General features: G+C 68.8%; 12 protein-coding genes. 3 read left to right on the top strand and 9 right to left on the bottom strand.

Features of this window, described 5'->3' with window-relative positions:
* The first annotated feature begins 3 nt into the window (after positions 1–3).
* A complete protein-coding gene (locus ACFVIV_RS15665; RefSeq protein WP_379196674.1) occupies positions 4–1,164 on the top strand; it encodes an epoxide hydrolase family protein in 1,161 nt (386 codons plus the stop codon).
* Position 1,165: 1 nt separating this feature from the next.
* Here the strand turns inward: ACFVIV_RS15665 and atzF are convergent, their stop codons facing one another.
* From atzF to ACFVIV_RS15640, 5 genes are all read right to left on the bottom strand, one after another.
* Complete coding sequence (gene atzF / locus ACFVIV_RS15660) at positions 1,166–2,782, bottom strand: allophanate hydrolase (RefSeq protein WP_379196672.1); 1,617 nt, start codon at positions 2,780–2,782, stop codon at positions 1,166–1,168.
* 214 nt (positions 2,783–2,996) lie between these two features.
* Positions 2,997–5,303: a 5-oxoprolinase/urea amidolyase family protein gene (locus tag ACFVIV_RS15655; protein WP_379196670.1), complete on the bottom strand. Its 2,307-nt coding sequence runs from the start codon at positions 5,301–5,303 to the stop codon at positions 2,997–2,999.
* Positions 5,300–5,911, bottom strand: a complete 612-nt coding sequence (locus ACFVIV_RS15650) for an urea amidolyase associated protein UAAP2 (RefSeq protein WP_379196668.1) — start codon at positions 5,909–5,911, stop codon at positions 5,300–5,302. Before ACFVIV_RS15650 ends, ACFVIV_RS15655 begins: the two co-directional genes overlap by 4 nt.
* Positions 5,908–6,657: a DUF1989 domain-containing protein gene (locus ACFVIV_RS15645; RefSeq protein ID WP_379196666.1), complete on the bottom strand. Its 750-nt coding sequence runs from the start codon at positions 6,655–6,657 to the stop codon at positions 5,908–5,910. The genes ACFVIV_RS15650 and ACFVIV_RS15645 overlap by 4 nt, the downstream gene beginning before the upstream one ends.
* A 77-nt stretch (positions 6,658–6,734) precedes the next feature.
* On the bottom strand, positions 6,735–8,264 hold the full coding sequence (locus tag ACFVIV_RS15640; protein WP_379196664.1) for an amino acid permease: 1,530 nt from the start codon (positions 8,262–8,264) through the stop codon (positions 6,735–6,737).
* A gap of 213 nt (positions 8,265–8,477) precedes the next feature.
* Here ACFVIV_RS15640 and ACFVIV_RS15635 point away from each other — a divergent pair, with 213 nt between their 5' ends.
* A complete protein-coding gene (locus tag ACFVIV_RS15635) occupies positions 8,478–9,131 on the top strand; it encodes a TetR/AcrR family transcriptional regulator (protein ID WP_379196662.1) in 654 nt (217 codons plus the stop codon).
* On the opposite strand, the gene ACFVIV_RS15630 is transcribed toward ACFVIV_RS15635, so the two are convergent.
* Complete coding sequence (locus tag ACFVIV_RS15630) at positions 9,128–10,636, bottom strand: TerD family protein (protein WP_379196878.1); 1,509 nt, start codon at positions 10,634–10,636, stop codon at positions 9,128–9,130. The two genes, ACFVIV_RS15635 and ACFVIV_RS15630, sit on opposite strands and share 4 nt — an antisense overlap.
* Positions 10,637–10,722: 86 nt before the next feature.
* Complete coding sequence (locus ACFVIV_RS15625; protein ID WP_379196660.1) at positions 10,723–12,456, bottom strand: thiamine pyrophosphate-dependent enzyme; 1,734 nt, start codon at positions 12,454–12,456, stop codon at positions 10,723–10,725.
* A 247-nt stretch (positions 12,457–12,703) separates the two neighbouring features.
* Between ACFVIV_RS15625 and ACFVIV_RS15620 the strand changes: the two genes are divergently transcribed.
* Positions 12,704–14,383, top strand: a complete 1,680-nt coding sequence (locus tag ACFVIV_RS15620; RefSeq protein ID WP_379196658.1) for an MFS transporter — start codon at positions 12,704–12,706, stop codon at positions 14,381–14,383.
* A gap of 20 nt (positions 14,384–14,403) precedes the next feature.
* Here ACFVIV_RS15620 and ACFVIV_RS15615 read toward each other — a convergent pair whose 3' ends face one another.
* Together ACFVIV_RS15615 and ACFVIV_RS15610 are read right to left on the bottom strand one after the other, a co-directional pair.
* Positions 14,404–14,802, bottom strand: coding sequence for an NUDIX domain-containing protein (locus ACFVIV_RS15615; protein WP_379196656.1), 399 nt, complete (start codon positions 14,800–14,802; stop codon positions 14,404–14,406).
* 31 nt (positions 14,803–14,833) lie between these two features.
* Positions 14,834–15,364 (bottom strand): hypothetical protein, encoded by a 531-nt coding sequence (locus ACFVIV_RS15610; RefSeq protein WP_379196654.1) that lies wholly within the window; start codon positions 15,362–15,364, stop codon positions 14,834–14,836.
* Positions 15,365–15,657 lie beyond the last annotated feature (293 nt).

The raw sequence follows: 15,657 nt of genomic DNA, 5'->3' as shown, positions 1-15,657 counted from the left end.
GTCATGAGCACTGAAATCACACCCTTCCGAATCGACATTCCCCAGCAGCAGCTCGATGACCTCCGCTCGCGGCTCGACGGTGCGCGCCTGCCCGCGCCGCTGCCCGGCGACGATTGGGACACCGGGGTGCCGGTGCACTGGCTGCGCGAGCTGGTGGACTACTGGCGCGACGAATACGACTGGCGGGCAGCGGAAGCGGAATTGAATCGCTATCCGCAGTTCACGACCGAGATCGACGGACAGCGCATCCACTTCCTGCACGTGCGCTCGCCCGAGGAGCACGCGACACCGCTCATGCTCACCCACGGCTGGCCCGGATCGGTCGCCGAATTCCTGGATGTCATCGGACCGCTGTCCGATCCCCGGGCGCACGGCGGCGATCCCGCGGACGCGTTCCACCTGGTGATTCCCGCGCTGCCCGGCTTCGGATTCTCCAGTCCGGTCGGCGATTCCGGCTGGACCACGGAGCGGATCGGCCGGGCCTGGGCCGAGCTCATGAACCGGCTGGGCTACGAACGCTACGGCGTCCAGGGCGGAGACATCGGCGCGTCGGTGAGCCCGGAGGTGGCCCGCACCGCGCCGGATCGGGTGATCGGCGTGCACTGCAACGGGGGCCCCGCGCCCATTCCGCGCGTGCCGCTGCCGGAGGACGAGTTCGCCCGGCTCACCGAGGTCGAACAGGATCGCGTCCGGCGCATCGAGGCCTTCATGCACGAGGAGTTCGGCTACATCGCGATCCAGTCCACGCGCCCGCAGGCGCTGGCCTACGGGCTGGTGGACTCGCCGGTCGGGCAGCTGGCCTGGATCATGGACAAGTTCCGGGAATGGACCTATCCGCGGAACGTGCTGCCGGACAAGATCATCGACCGGGACCGGCTGCTGACCAATGTGATGTTCTACTGGCTGACCGGCACCGCCGGCTCGGCGGCGTACGTGGGCTACGCACAACGCGGGTCCGGTCCCTGGGGCCGGGAGCTCGTGAATTCCGGGGTGCCCACCGGCGTCATCGCCTTCGCGCACGATATCGGCATCCGGCGCTACGCCGAGACCGCCAACACCATCACGCACTGGGTCGATGCCGATCGCGGTGGGCACTTCGCGGCCATGGAGGAACCGGAACTGCTGGTCGCCGATGTGCGGGAGTTCTTCCGCTCCCTGCGCTGAATCACACCGCCCCGGCCGCCAGCGCCGCCCGCCAGCCGCCGTATTCGCTGATGTCCTTGGCGGATTCGGCGGCCGCGCCCGCGGCGCTGAAACCGGTCCGCCAGCTGCCGTCCTCGAGTTCGACCGCGCCCAGCTGCATGGGCGCGGGCAGCGCCGCGAGGAAACGGCCGAGGGCGGCGGGGGAGAGGAGCCAGCGTTCACCGGCGACGGAAACGCCTGTCTCGCCGTCGGATACGCGGGTGACGGCGGGCTTGGGCGGGATCGTGTCGAGCGCCCCGAGCCGGTACCGCGGCGAGGTTCGCACCGGACCGGCCCAGCGGGCGCCGAGCTCGATCAGCTGATGCTCCAGCGGCTGCCCGCGCAGATGCGCCCCGAAGACGATGAGCTCCTGCACGGGTGCGACCTCCGGCGGCCAAGCCGACTCTTGCGAATCCGGCTGTCCGGCAATGAGAGCGGCCACATCGAAAGCCACGGCATCCTCGAAGGCGCGCGCCAGCACGGTGACGCCGAACCGGGCCTCGCCCACCGTCCCGGCGGGAACCGCGACCGCGCACAGGTCGAACAGATTGCAGAAGTTGGTGTAGGTCCCCAGGCGGGAATTGACCCCGATCGGGTCGGCGGCCACCTCGGCGATCGTCGGGTGGCCGGGCACCGTGGGTGTGAGCAGCACATCCGCGCCCTCGAGACTTGCGAGAGCGAGCGCGCGCAACCGTTCCAGCTCGGCCAGGTCCGTAACCAGCTGGTGGGCAGGAATATCCCTGGCGGCGCGGATGATCGCACCCACGGTGGGATCGACCGCATCGGCGTGCGCATCGATGAATTCGCCTACAGCGGAGTACCTCTCGGCAACCAGAGCGCCGCCGTAGAGCAGCTTGGCAGCCGCCAGGAACGGCGCGGGATCGACCTCGGCAATGCGTGCGCCCCGATCCCGCAGCGCGGCGACCGTCCGATCGAAGGCAGTGCGCCACTCCGTATCCAGATCCGGCAACTCGCTGAAGACCGCCACTACCGGCTGCGGCGGCGCGGCCAGCCGGGTATCCACAGGCCACGGCCGCCCCGGCGCACCCGCGGCCAGCACCGCCATGGCGCGGCCCGCGAGCTCGAGATCGGCGGCGAAGACGGTCACGCAATCATAGGAACGACAAGCCGGAACCACCCCCGCCGTGGACACCACACCCACCGTCGGCTTGATCCCGACAATGCCGTGCAATGCCGCCGGAACTCGACCGGACCCGGCGGTATCGGTGCCGATGGCGATATCGGCCTCGCCCAATGCCACGGCCGCCGCGGACCCGGAACTCGAACCGCCCGAAACGAATCCGGGCCGCAGCGCGTTGTCGACCACGCCGTACGGAGAGCGTGTGCCGACCAATCCGGTCGCGAACTGATCCAAGTTCGTCTTGCCGACGACCACCGCACCGGCTGCCCGCAATGCGGCGACCGCGGCCGCATCGTCCACCGGCGTGTACGCGTAATCCGGACAACCCGCGGTGGTTGGCACGCTCGCGACGTCCACATTGTCTTTGACTGCCAGCCGCAATCCCGCGAGCGGCCCGGCCGCGGCCGCAATCTCCGCCGCCACCTCGTCCTCGCTGCGTCGGTGAATCCACACGGTCATCGAAGCCCTCCTGAAGTTCTGTGACGGCCGACAAGGTCGCCGCCGTTGCGCCGCCGCCGTTGCGTCCTGCCCATTACTCTGCGGTGCGTCACGGTGCCTCTCACTCCGAGCCCGCACGTGGTTGCGGGCCGGTTCCACCGTGCCGGTCCCGCCGCCGTCCCGCCCCGCAGGCGGCGGCCGGCAGGTGCGAGGCGGATGCCCTCATGGTCGGCTCTCACGTCGCCCGCGCCGCGAACTCGCCTGCCGCACGCCATGATTCGCGCTCGGCCGCGAACGACACGGCTTGCCGGGACCGGAATTCGGCGATCGAATCGGCGTTCTCGGCAAGGAAGCCGCGATAGTCGGCGAGCCGGAACTCGCCGTCCTCGGCTTGGAGCTCACCGCGTCCGGTGGCGAAGTCGGCGCGCATATCCGTGAGCTCTTCCGTGCTCACCGGGTACCAGCTGATCCGGTCGAAATAGCGCAGCAGCCAGGGATCTTCGCCGAGCCCGGAGGAGGCATGGTTCCACACCTGGGTGGTGCGGCCGACGAACTGGTAGCCGCCGGGGCCCTCCATGCCGTAGATGCACAGGTACGCGCCGCCGATGCCGACCGCGTTCTCCGGGGTCCAGGTGCGCGCCGGGTTGTACTTGGTGGTGACCAGGCGATGTCGCGGATCGGTCGGGGTGGCGACCGGTGCGCCCAGGTAGACATCGCCGAGCCCGAGCACCAGGTACTCGGCGGCGAACAGGATGTCGAAAACATCGTCTACCGAGGACAATCCGTTCATCCGCCGGATGAACTCGATATTCCACGGGCACCACGGGGCATCGGCGCGCACGCCGTGCATATAGCGGGTGATCGCCTCGCGCGTGGACGGGTCGTCCCAGGACAGCGGCATGCGCACGGTACGACTGGGCACCACCAGTTCATCGGCCGACGGCAGCTCCGACTCCACCTCACCCAGCAGATCGAGCAGCTTTCCGGTGGAAAGCCGATCCGGATCGGTGCGCACCTGCAAGGAGCGCACACCCGGCGTGAGTTCGGTGACACCCGGCTCGGAGCGCTCCAACAGCGCCTGGTGCAGGGCGTGTACGCGCGCCCGCAACTCCAGATCCAAAGTCATATCGCCGTACTCGATGAGCACGCCGTCATTGCCCGCCCGCCGATAGGTGACCGCGGTATCCGCGCCGTCGCGACGGCCCAGCACTCCGTCGTCCCCATCGCCGCCGGAGGACAGCACCATGGGGAACGACGCCCGGCGCGCGGCCCCCACTGCCCGCAGCGAGGCCGCCCGCTCGGCCCGCACCGGCACGAATCGCACCGAATCACCGGGAGCCAGCTGCCCCAGCTTCCAGCGATCCGCCGCCACCACCGTGACCGGGCACACGAATCCGCCCAGACTGGGCCCATCCGGCCCGAGCAGAATCGGCGTATCCCCGGTGAAATCCAGCGCCCCAACGGAATACGCCGTGTCATGGATATTCGACGGATGCAGCCCGGCCTCACCGCCGTCCGCGCGCGCCCACTGCGGCTGCGGCCCGATCAACCGCACACCGGTCCGATCGGAGTTGAAATGCACCTCGTAATCCGTGCCGATGACGGTCTCGAAATCACCGCGCGTGAAGAACTCCGGCGCACCATGCGGCCCCTCCGTCACGGCGAGCTCCCACCGCCGGGTCAGCACCGGCTGGTCGTCTCCGGTTATCCCCGCCGTCACCTTCCCCGGTACACCCAGGGCCAGCACATCATCCGCGCGCAACGCCCGGCCGCTGCCGCCGCCGAACTTGCCGAGCGTGAAAGTCGAACGGCTGCCGAGATATTCGGGCACATCGATCCCACCGGCAATGAGGATGTAGCACCGCATCCCGGGCCCCCGCACCGCGCCGACATCGAGAACGCCCCCCGCGGGCACGAGCACACTCCGCCACTGCCGCACCGGTTTCCCGTTCACCGTCACCGGCACCGGTGCACCGGTGACACACACCCACGCCGCGCTCTCGAACCGCAGCGACGGCCCACCCAGCGTGCACTCCAAGCCGGCCGCCCCCTCGGCATTCCCGAGCGCCCGATTCCCCAGCCGGAACGACAGATCATCCATCGGCCCCGACGGCGGCACCCCCACATGCCAATACCCCACCCGCCCGGGCCAATCCTGCACGGTCGTCTGCACACCCGGCCGCAGGACCGTGACGGTGGCCGAGTCGACTGCCGCGCCCGGCGGTGCGGCGCGCTCCGATGCGATGCCCGGCAGATCGACGCGGCCGTCCAGGACAGCACCGTCACCCCGGTCGTTGTCGCGGCCGTCGCCCCTACCGCCCGGAGCAGCGGTAGCGGCAGCGACCGAGGGGATTTCGGCCGTATCTCTCTGCGCCGGGCCATCGCCGCCGCCGGGCGCGCCGCTATCGCTGCTGCCGTGGGCCGACTCGGCGGCGCTCTGGTCCAGAGCCGCGGCTGAAGGCTCTGCCGCAGCCCCGGACAGCGCCGCCGTGTCGCCGGCGGTGGGTGTGCTCTGAGCGCCGTGGGACAGTGCGGCTGTCATCGGGTGACCACCATGCGGATGGGGGTGGGGTCGAAGCCGTTGCAGGGGTTGTTGATCTGGGGGCAGTTGGAGATGAGGACGAGGGTGTCGGTTTCGGCGCGGAGGGCGATCTTCTTGCCGGGGGCGGAGAGGCCGTCGACTATGCCGAGGGTGCCGTCGGGTTCCACGGGGACGTTCATGAACCAGTTGATGTTGGAGACCAGGTCGCGTTTGCCCAGGCCCCATTTCATGCCTTCGGCCAGGAAGTTCTCCACGCAGGCGTGCTGGTGGCGGGTGTGGTGGCCGTAGCGGAGGGTGTTGGATTCCTGGGAGCAGGCGCCGGCGACGGTGTCGTGGTTGCCGACTTCGTCGGCGACGACCGTCATGAGGGGGGTTCCGGTGTCGGTGAGCAGGATGCTGCCGGTGGTGAGGAAGATATTGCGCTGGGCGGTGATGGTGGTCTGGGCGCTGTAGCGGTCGGTGTGGTCGGCGGCCGAGTAGAGCAGGCAGTCCACCGCCTGATTGCCGTGCAGGTCGATGATCTCCAACTGCTCACCGGCGTGCACCACGGCCGACCAGGGCGCGCGGGCGGGGACCGTTTCGTCGCGGACGACGGTGCGGGTGATCATGCGAGGGCCTCCAGAGTGCGGGCGTGCCAATCGGTTTCGGTGTTCCGCACCGCGCGCAGGTATTCCGGATCGGTGTTGTGCTCGAGGGCGAGGTCGCCGGGGGCGGACCAGGCCACCACGTCCAGATCGGTGACGGGGGTGGGGTCGAGCGGGTGTTCGGCATTGGCGATGAGCAGGGTGACCGGGAGATGGACGAGCAGGTCGACCGTGCCGCCGGGGCCGGAGCTGCCGGTCGCGGTGAGACCGCCGTCCGGCTCTACCCGCACGCCGCGGAAGAACGAGACAGTCGGGCCGATATCGCGGGGTTCCAGGCCCTGTTTGGCGCCGGCCATGCGCAGTTGCCGACGGGCAATATCCGAAGGGCCGCAGAGGGTGTCGTGGTGGGCGGACGAATCCTCGACGACGGTGGCGAGGATGCGGCCTTGATCGGAGAGCAGGGGGTGGCCCTTGCCCAGGTAGGCCTGCCAGGGCACCTTCACGGTATCGGCCACATTGAGCCGCTCCCACGGAGATTCGGCCCGCAGGAGCAGCAGGTGCGCGCAGGCCGCGCCGTCCGGATCCGACAGCCGGACCCGAGTGCCCCGGCCGAGCACGACATTGGCGTAGCCACCCGCCGGAATCCGCTGCGCGAAGCCGACTCTCGCGGCGCTGATGTCTTCCGGAAGCACCGGCCCGCTGATCGTCGCGGCGGCCGCCTGCGATCTCGCGTGTGCCCGTGCACTCGTGGTGTCCGCTGTGCTTGTCATCGATACTCCCGTGTCTCTCGGTCTCTCGGTCTCTCGGGTCATTCCGGCGTGCTTCAGTCGGTCCGGGATGACGGCCTTCAGGCGGGTTGGGTGGCCGGACCGGCGGCGGCGTCTGCCCGGGCCGGGGTCACCGCGCGGTACACCAGCGCGCCGATCACCACGGTCAGCAGCACGAACAGCGGTGCGGCCCAGAGCATCCACCAGCCGCCGCCCGCGGGTGTGTAGATCTCCGTGCGCGGCCAGGCCAGGTTGATCGCCATGGCGAAGCCCCACAGCACGGCCCCGATATTGACCGGAATGCCCCAGCGGCCCAGGCTGAACAGCGGTGTGCCGTCGGTATCGGTCTCGGCGAAACCGGTGGTGCCCTTGATCCGGCGGATCAGCAGCGGCGTCGTCACCAGCGCGTAGGCCAGGTAGATCGTCACGATGCAGACGCTGGCCAGCGTGGCGAAGATGGCGGCATTGCCGAGGTTGACCGCGAGCAGCCCGATTCCGGCCACGCCGATCACCACGGCCGGCAGCACCGGCGTGCCATAGCGCGGGTGCACCGCCGACAGCTGCTTGCCGAACGGCAGCTTGCCATCGCGGGCCATGGAGAACATGAGCCGCGACCCCGCCGTCTGAATCGCCAGGGTGCACACCGTGACCGCCACCGCGACACAGGCGAGCACGACCTTCCCGGCCGTGGTGCCGAGTTTGGCATTGATGACGTAGGCCAGGCCCTCGGTGGCCAGCGCGCCGTCGGACAGGCTCGGCGCGGCCATGAGCGCGCCCAGCAGAATCAGCCCGCCGCCCAGCGCCGAGACGCTCAGCGCGCTGAGAATGGTGCGCGGCGCGACCTGCCGCGGATTCCGGGTCTCCTCGGAAAGCTCTCCGGCGGAATTGAATCCGACCATCACATAGGCCGCCATCAACCCGGATACCAGGAATGCCGCCCAATACGCCCCGGGCACGGCCTGATCGGTCTGCAGCACCACGGCCGGCCCGCGCTCGGCGCCGCTGAAGAACAGCGCGATCACCGCGGCCACGCCGACGATCTCGATGGTCACGCCAATGGAGTTGATCTTCGACATGATGTCGATGCCGATCACATTGATGGTGGTGGTGAACACCAGCAGGATGCTGCCGAGCAGCACCGCGTTGGAGGCCCCGTCGCGCGAGGTCAGCGCGGTATCGGTGCCGATGATCTGGAACCCGCTCCAGATGGACGGCAGCACGACCTGCAGCGCGATGGCGGCCGCCGCGGCGGTGACGATCTGCGCGATGATCATCATCCAGCCCGCGAACCAGCCCACCGCCTCCCCGCCGAGGCGGCGGGCCCACTGGTAGATGGCTCCCGAAATCGGATACCGCGCAGCCAGTTCCGCGAAGTTCAAGGCCACCAGCAGCTGGCCGAGGAAGACCAGCGGCCAGGTCCAGAAGAAGGCGGCGCCGCCGAAAGAGTAACCGAGCGCGAAGAACTGGAAGATCGTGGTGAGGATGGAGACGAAGGAGAAACCGGCCGCGAAGGAGGCGAAGCGGCCCAGTTTGCGGTGTAGGACGGGTTGATAGCCGAAGCGGGCCAGATCGTTCCCATCGGCGGTGACGTCGGGGGCAGAGGCAACCATGGCGAATCTTTCGCGAGGATGAATATCTATCGACTGAAAGTTTTGCGGGCACGATCGCCTGGGCGGTGACGCCCGTGTATCCGTCTGGTGGCCGGGCGTAACTTCTGCATTGCGGGAGTTTCTATCGAGTGACAGAAACCTCACGGGATTCCTGACATCCCTGTGACCAGCGCGGTTGGTAGGCCCCCGCGGGCGGTAGGACAGAATGAACCCGTGACCCAAGTCGGACCCGGACGTCCCCGCCTCGAACCCCGCCGCCGCGCGGGCCAGACGCCGCGGGCCGAGATTCTCGACGCCGCCGCCGAACTGCTCACCGAGAAGGGCTACGGCAGCACCTCGACGCGGATGATCGCGGACGCGGTGGGCATCCGGCAGGCGTCGCTGTACCACCACTTCGGGGCGAAGGACGATATCCTCGACGCGCTGCTCGGCGGAACCGTCGGCGCGCCACTGGAATTGGCGGAGCGACTGGCCGGGCTCGCGGAACCCGCGGCGGTACGGCTGTACGCGCTCGCCTGGTTCGACGTCAGCCAGCTCTGCGACGCGCGCTGGAATCTGGGCGCGCTGTACCTGCTGCCGGAGCTGCGCACCGAGCGTTTCGCGAAATTCCGGGAGCAGCGCGACGAGCTGCGCCGGCACTACGAGACGCTGGCGGCTGCGGTGATCGCCGAGGCGGGGAACAATGCCGTGCCGGGCGCGGAACTGATGCCGTTCCGGCTGGTCGAATCGGTGATCAATATCCGGTCCGACGAAGGGGCCGCGCCGGAGTACGCCGAGCGGCTGATCCCCGACGCGATGCTGCGGCTGCTCGGGTGGCAGGGAGACCTGGACCGGACCCGGGCAGCCGCACTCGCGCTCGTCCCTTAGGACTTGCCTTTCGACGTGCCCCACTTCAGATCCCAGCGGTAGGCCTGATCCACGGCCAGCTTGCCCCAGTAGCGGTGCCCGTCCGGCGGCCGCACGAAGACGCCCTCGCGCCGCACCACCAGTTCACCATTGATGTTCTCGATGAGCGCCAGCACCATCTCGCGCGAATCGTCCACGCAGCCGCTGACTTCCATCTCGATGGGCGGCGAATTGCGCGGGTAGAGCGTGGCGGTGGCGTGCACGCCGCGGAAGTCCTGCGCGCCTTCGTAGAGCGAGGCGAAGACCAGGATGCGCTTGAACTTGGCGGTGTGATCGAGGTTGATGGACAGGTTCTCGCCCCCGGCGCTCGCGCCGGTGCGGTCGTCCTGGTCCAGCTCGATGAACGGCGCGCGATGCAGATTGCCGAAGGTATCCAGGGGGCTGATGCTGCCCTTGGTGCCGTCGCTGAGTTCCCAGAAGCAGCACAGGTCCAGATCCAGGCCGCCATTGCCGCCGCGCTTGCGGCCGAACAGGCCGTGCGAGGCGCCGGGCACCGACCAGTTCAGGTTGACGCGCATGATGCCGCCGGTCGCGCCCTGCTTGGTCAGCGAGACCGAGGGGGCTTCCTTGGTCAGCGAGATCTTGCCCAGATTGACCGGCGGGTTGGCGGCCGGCGGGGGAGTCTGCTGGAACGGCTGCGGCGGAACCTGATTCGGGATCTGCTGATAGGGCTGCGGCGGCATCGGAGGCTGCTGGTAGCCCTGCTGCGGCGGGTATCCCGGCGGAGGCGGCGGCGGGTAGCCGCCCTGGTTGTACTGGCCGGGCGGCGGCGCGTACCCGGGCGGGGGCGCGTACTGGCCCGGCGGGGTCTGATACTGCTGGCCCTGCGGCGGCGCGAACGGCTGCTGCGGGGGCGGGGTGTAGCCCTGCGGCGGAGCGTAATTCGGCTGCGGCGGCGCGGTGTGCGACGGCTGCGGGGGCGCGGTGTGCGACGGCTGCGGGGGTGCGGACTGCGCCGGGGCGTCGTCGACGGTAATGCCGAAATCGGTTGCCAGCCCCGCCAATCCGGAGGCATAGCCCTGACCGACCGCGCGGAACTTCCAGGCCCCCTGGCGGCGGTACAGCTCACCGAGCACGTACGCGGTCTCCGAACTCGCGTCGGTGGGATCGAAGCGCGCCAGTTCCGCCCCGGACTGCGCGTCCACCACGCGCACGTGCAGCCCGCGGAACTGGGCGAAGGTGCCGCCGTCCGCGGACGCCGCGATGACGATGGTCTCGATCTGCGGTTCCACCTGCGCCAGCTGCACCGACAGCGCGTCGACGACCTGCGGCCCCTGCCGCTTGCCCTCGTGCCGCACCGCGCCCGAGGCGTGCGCCGGCTGGTTGTAGAAGACGAAATCCGCGTCCGACCGAACCCTGCCATTGACCAGCAGCAGCGCCGACGCATCGGCATCCGGACCTGATTGCCACCCCAGTTCGACCCGGACCGCAGACGCCGCTACCGGTACGTTGGAACCCTTCATCATCGACACGCACACAAACGTAACCGATTCGGACACCCGCTGTCTGCGGGCTGCGTGCGGAACCGGAACGGGCCGGGTCACCCGCGCGATCAGAGCAAACGCACGTTGTGCGTGATGTTCTTCAGCACGCTGTGGCCGTCACCTTCCATGAGCTGCTTGGCTTGGCTGAGCGTGAAGCCCATCACGGTCTCCGCCTCGACATGCTCGGGCAGTGCCAGCGCGTAGCTGTCGACCAGGACGTCGAGCACCACCGGTCCGGCCCGGTGTGACAGGGCGGCGCGCACCGCGTCCCGCAGGTCACCGGGCTCCTCCACGCGAATGCCCTTGGCGCCCATGGCCTCGGCCACCTTGCCGAAGTCCGGGTTCTGGAAATCGGTGCCGTAGGGGACGAAGCCCGCCTCCTGCTGTTCGATGTGCACGAAATCCAGGCTGCTGTTGTTGAGGATGATCATGACGCACGGCGTCTTGCGCTGCACCTGGGTGAGCAGATCGCCCAGGCCGAGCATGGTGAATCCGCCGTCGCCGCACAGCGCGATGGTCTGACGGCCGGGCATGGCCAATTGCGCGCCGAAGGCATTGGGCGCGGCATTGGCCATGGACGCCCAGGAGAACGAGCCGAACAGGCGGCGATTCGGGCCGTAGTGGATATGGTGCGAAGCCCAGATCACCGCCGTGCCGGTATCGGCGAAGAACAGGGCGTCGTCATCGGCCTCCTCGTCGAGAATGGCGGCGAGGTATTCGGGGCGTATCGGTTTCGTGGTGGGCCCGGCGTCCACGTAGTGCCGCATGCGTTTGGAGGAGCGCTCGCTGATCTTGCGGCATTTGTCGAGGAAGGCGCTGTCGTCCTTGGCCTTGACCATGGGCAGCAGCGCGTCCAGGGTGGCCGCCACATCGCCGATCACGGCCAGTTCCAAGGGAATCCGGCGGCCCAGATGGCGCGGATTGCGGTCGACCTGGATGACCCGCACCTTGCTGTGCGGCAGGAAGTTGGTGAACGGGAAGTCGGTGCCCAGCATCAACAGCACATCGCATTTGTTCACCGCGTCCCAGCAGCCGCCGTAACCGAGCAGGCCGGTCATGCCGACGGCATTGGGGTTGTCGTGCTCGAGCCACTGTTTGCCCTTGAGCGAGAAGCCCACGGGGGCATGGAGTTTGCGGGCGAGCTCGCGTACCTGCGCACCGGCCGCCGCGCAGCCGTCGCCGCCGAAGATGGCGATCTTCTTGCCGGAGTCGATGAGCGCCGCCATGGTGCGCAGATCACCGTCGACGGCAGCGGCCGCCCGGGTGGCCGGAAGCGGAACGCGCAGCTGGATTTTCGGCGCTTCCCGGACCGCCACATCGCCCGGCAGCGCGATCACCGTCGGCCCGTGCTCGGCGAGCGCGATGGTGACCGCATTGCCGACCACATGGTGCAATTGCTGCGGATTCACGATCCGGCCGATGTACTTCGCGGCGGTCTCGAAGAACCGGTACGGGTTGAGCTCCTCCAGGGCGCCGCTGTCCTGCAGCAGCGTCTCGCTGTCGCCCGCGATGGCGATGATCGGCGCGCCCTCCTTGCGGGCGTCGAGCAGGCCGTTGATGAGGTGCGTGACGCCCGGTCCGGCGGTGCCGCACACAGCAACCGGGCGGCCGGTCAGCCGGGCGTCCGCGACCGCGGCGAAGACGCCGTACTCCTCGTGGCGCACGTGCACGAAATCGATGGAACCGTTGCGCCGCAGCGCGTCGATGGTGGGATTCAGCGCGTCGCCCACAATGCCGTAGCACCGCTGCACGCCCGCCGAGACCAGCATCTCCCACATGCCGTCGGCCACGTTCTTCGCCATCAGCGCTCCTCGTGAGTCGGGCGATGAGCCGATGCGTCAAGGAGGGCAAACAGTCAGCATCGGCGGAAATGAATGATTCGACGCGCCACGCCGAGGGTGGATCCTTCTCGGATACTACCGTCGGATCGAGGCATTCACGGCACAGTCGTTGTAGGTCCGTGATCTTGAATCAGGTTTCGGTCGGTTGACCGTAGACTGAAACAGGTTTGCGGCATATGTCTGGCTAACTTGCTGGCGGGAGTGACGAATGACCGAAGCAGAGCTCGACCAGGCCCCCGAACAGGGGCGCAAGCGGTGGATCACGCTGGCCGTGCTGGCGCTCGGCCTGTCCATGGTGGTGCTCGACGGCACCATCGTCGCGGTCTCGCTGCCGGTCATCATTGCCGACCTCCAGCTGAATTTCACTCAGGCGCAATGGATCACCAGCGTCTACGCGGTGGTGCTGGCGGCGCTGCTGATCACCAGCGGGCGGCTGGGGGACCGGCTCGGGCGACGTAATCTCTTCGCCCTCGGTGTGCTCGTCTTCCTGGCGGGCAGCGTGCTCGCCGCCTCCGCCACCAGCGCCTGGCCGCTCATCTGGGGCCGGATCGTGCAGGGCATCGGCGCGGCCGGGGTGATGCCCGGGACGCTCGCCACCATGAACGCCCTCTTCCGCGGGCGGGACCGGATCATCGCCTTCGCCGTCTGGGGATCGGTCATCTCCGGCGTGGCGGCCATCGGGCCGCTGCTCGGCGGCTGGCTCACCACCTACTTCACCTGGCCGTGGATCTTCCTGGTCAATATTCCACTCGGCGTGCTGGTGCTCATCGGGCTGCTGCTGTTCGTGCCGGAAACCCGCATGGGCAAGGCCGCGCCCGGACTCGACGTGGACGGATTCCTGCTCAGCGCGGCCGGTTTCGCACTGCTGGTGTTCGCGCTCATCGAGGGCGCGACCTACGGGTGGTGGAAGCCGCTGCGGGAATTCCCCATGCCCGGATTCACCTGGTCGGCGGACGCGCCGGTCTCGCCGATCCCGGTCTTCCTCGCGCTCGGCGTGCTCGCGCTGGCGGTGTTCATCCGCTGGGAGAAGCACCGGAAGCTCATCGGTCGATCGGCGCTGCTGGATCCGGCATTGTTCAAGATCCCGAGTTTCCGGTGGGGCAACATCACCGCCTTCGCGGTGGCGCTCGGGGAATTCGGGCTGCTGTTCGTGCTGCCACTGTTCATGGTCAATGTGCTCGGATTGTCCACGCTGGGAGCGGGTTACGTGCTGGCCGCCATGGCGGTGGGCGCGTTCGCCGCGGCCGGGATCGCCGAAGGACTCGTGCGGAAATTGGGGCCGGTGCGGGTGGTGCAGCTGGGCCTCGCCCTCGAGGCGATCGCCATTGCGCTGGCGGCGCTGTTCGTCACCCCGCACATCTCCGGCTGGTGGCTGGCGCTGCTGCTCGTCGGCTACGGCATCGGGCTGGGCATGGCCTCCGCGCAGCTGACGGGAACCGTGCTCGCCGATGTGCCCGCCGCCTTCTCCGGGCAGGGCTCCGCCACCCAGAGCACCGTCCGGCAAGTCGGCGCGGCGTTCGGCACGGCGCTCATCGGCGCGCTGCTCTCGGTCGCCCTCGGCAACGATCTGCCCAAACGGCTGGACGAGGTGCGCGAACTCCCGGATCAGCCCGCGGACACCCTGGCTACCGCTACCCGGGAATCCGCTGGTGGGGCCATCTCCAGTCTGCGCGAACACGGTGTGGTCGAGCCGGTTCTGGACGCGCTGTGCCGCGGGTTCACCGATGCCACCCGGACCACGCTGCTCGCGGCGGCGTTGTTCCTCCTGGTGGGCTTGGCGGCGGCCACCCGAATCCCTTACCGCCCGGGCACTGCCGTCATCGCGCCTGCCGCGCCGGAGGACTCCGGCGCCAAGGCCGCGGACGAGCCGACGGCAGAGGACGATTAGCCGCAGCGCCTTCTCGGCGGCTATTCGTCGATCAGGTCGAGTTCGCGGAGGCGCTGGAAGACCAGCAGGGAGCCGGGGGCGACGTGGGGCATGGCCCGGTATTCGCTGAGGGTGAACCAGCGGAGTTCGGCGATTTCGCCGGACGGGGCCGGGTCGGCGGTGAGTTCGCCGAGGAAGGCGGTCATGTGCAGGCGGGTGCCGGGGGCGTGGCCGTAGGCTTCGGCCTCGAAGATGCCGAGGCGGGTGACGGCGGTGGCGCTGACGCCCAGTTCCTCGCGGATTTCGCGGTGCAGGGCTAGTTCAGGGGTCTCGCCCGGGTCGATTTTGCCGCCTGCCATGTAGAAGACGTCCTTGCCGACCGGACGGGTCTGGAGCAGACGGCGATCGCGGACATGAGCCAGAGCAGCTGTGCGAATCACCCGGATCAGCCTAGAGATCGGAGGGGGCGGGTCAGCGGGCGGGTGGGGCCAGGCGCCAATGCTGTTGCAGGGCTTCGGCGATTTCTGGCAGGACGGTTACGGGGATGCGCTTCTGGCGGAGCATGGCCCGGATTTCGTTGACCTGCTCGCGTTTGCGGTGGTCGTAGGCGTTGGCGATGGGGCGGACTACCGGTGGAATGGACAAGAGCACCAGTTCGCCGTGTAACTCGTCGCCGCCGTTCAGATCCAGGGCTAGTGACCAGCGGGCCTTGTCGTCCAATGCGAACCGGCCCGCCACCACTCGGTTCCATGCGATGGTGTCGGCGTGCCAGGGGGTTCGGCGGATGATGGAGCGGTCGGTCAAGACCACTCCATCGCGCCCGAACAAGAGCAGAAGCAGGGCCACACCCGCGGCGATCCCCAGCAGCAGCCCGGTGAACAACCGATTCAGGCCGAATACGCCGACAATCGCCAGGCAGATCAACGCTGCTACCAAGAAACCGGCCGCCCCGTACCAGGCAGCCCGCCGCCCCGGCACCACCCCGGCCCGCACCGTCGTCATACCGCCTGCACCGCCATTGAACTGCCTCCCGCTTCGTGCTGGGCGTCACCGTACCTCTCGGTGCGCTATGGCTCCAGCGGTGGCTCAGCGTGGCATCGACGGGCAGCGCTCGGCTGTCGAGGGGGAAGACGGGTTGGTCTGCGCTAGAAACGCTCGTGGCTGTGTTTAATTTGCCTCCGCTTCGCTCCGGCGGGGTTCGGGGCCTGACGGTCTCGATTTTTCCCTCCCTCCGCGCACGCCGGAGCTCCTCCGCTTCGCTCCCCCGCTCCGACGCACGCTCCACTCAGTCCAAA

This window comes from Nocardia sp. NPDC127526 (assembly GCF_042672265.1).
Lineage (GTDB): Bacteria > Actinomycetota > Actinomycetes > Mycobacteriales > Mycobacteriaceae > Nocardia.
Note: the sequence above shows the minus strand (reverse complement) of the source record. Positions and strands in the feature narration are given on the sequence as shown.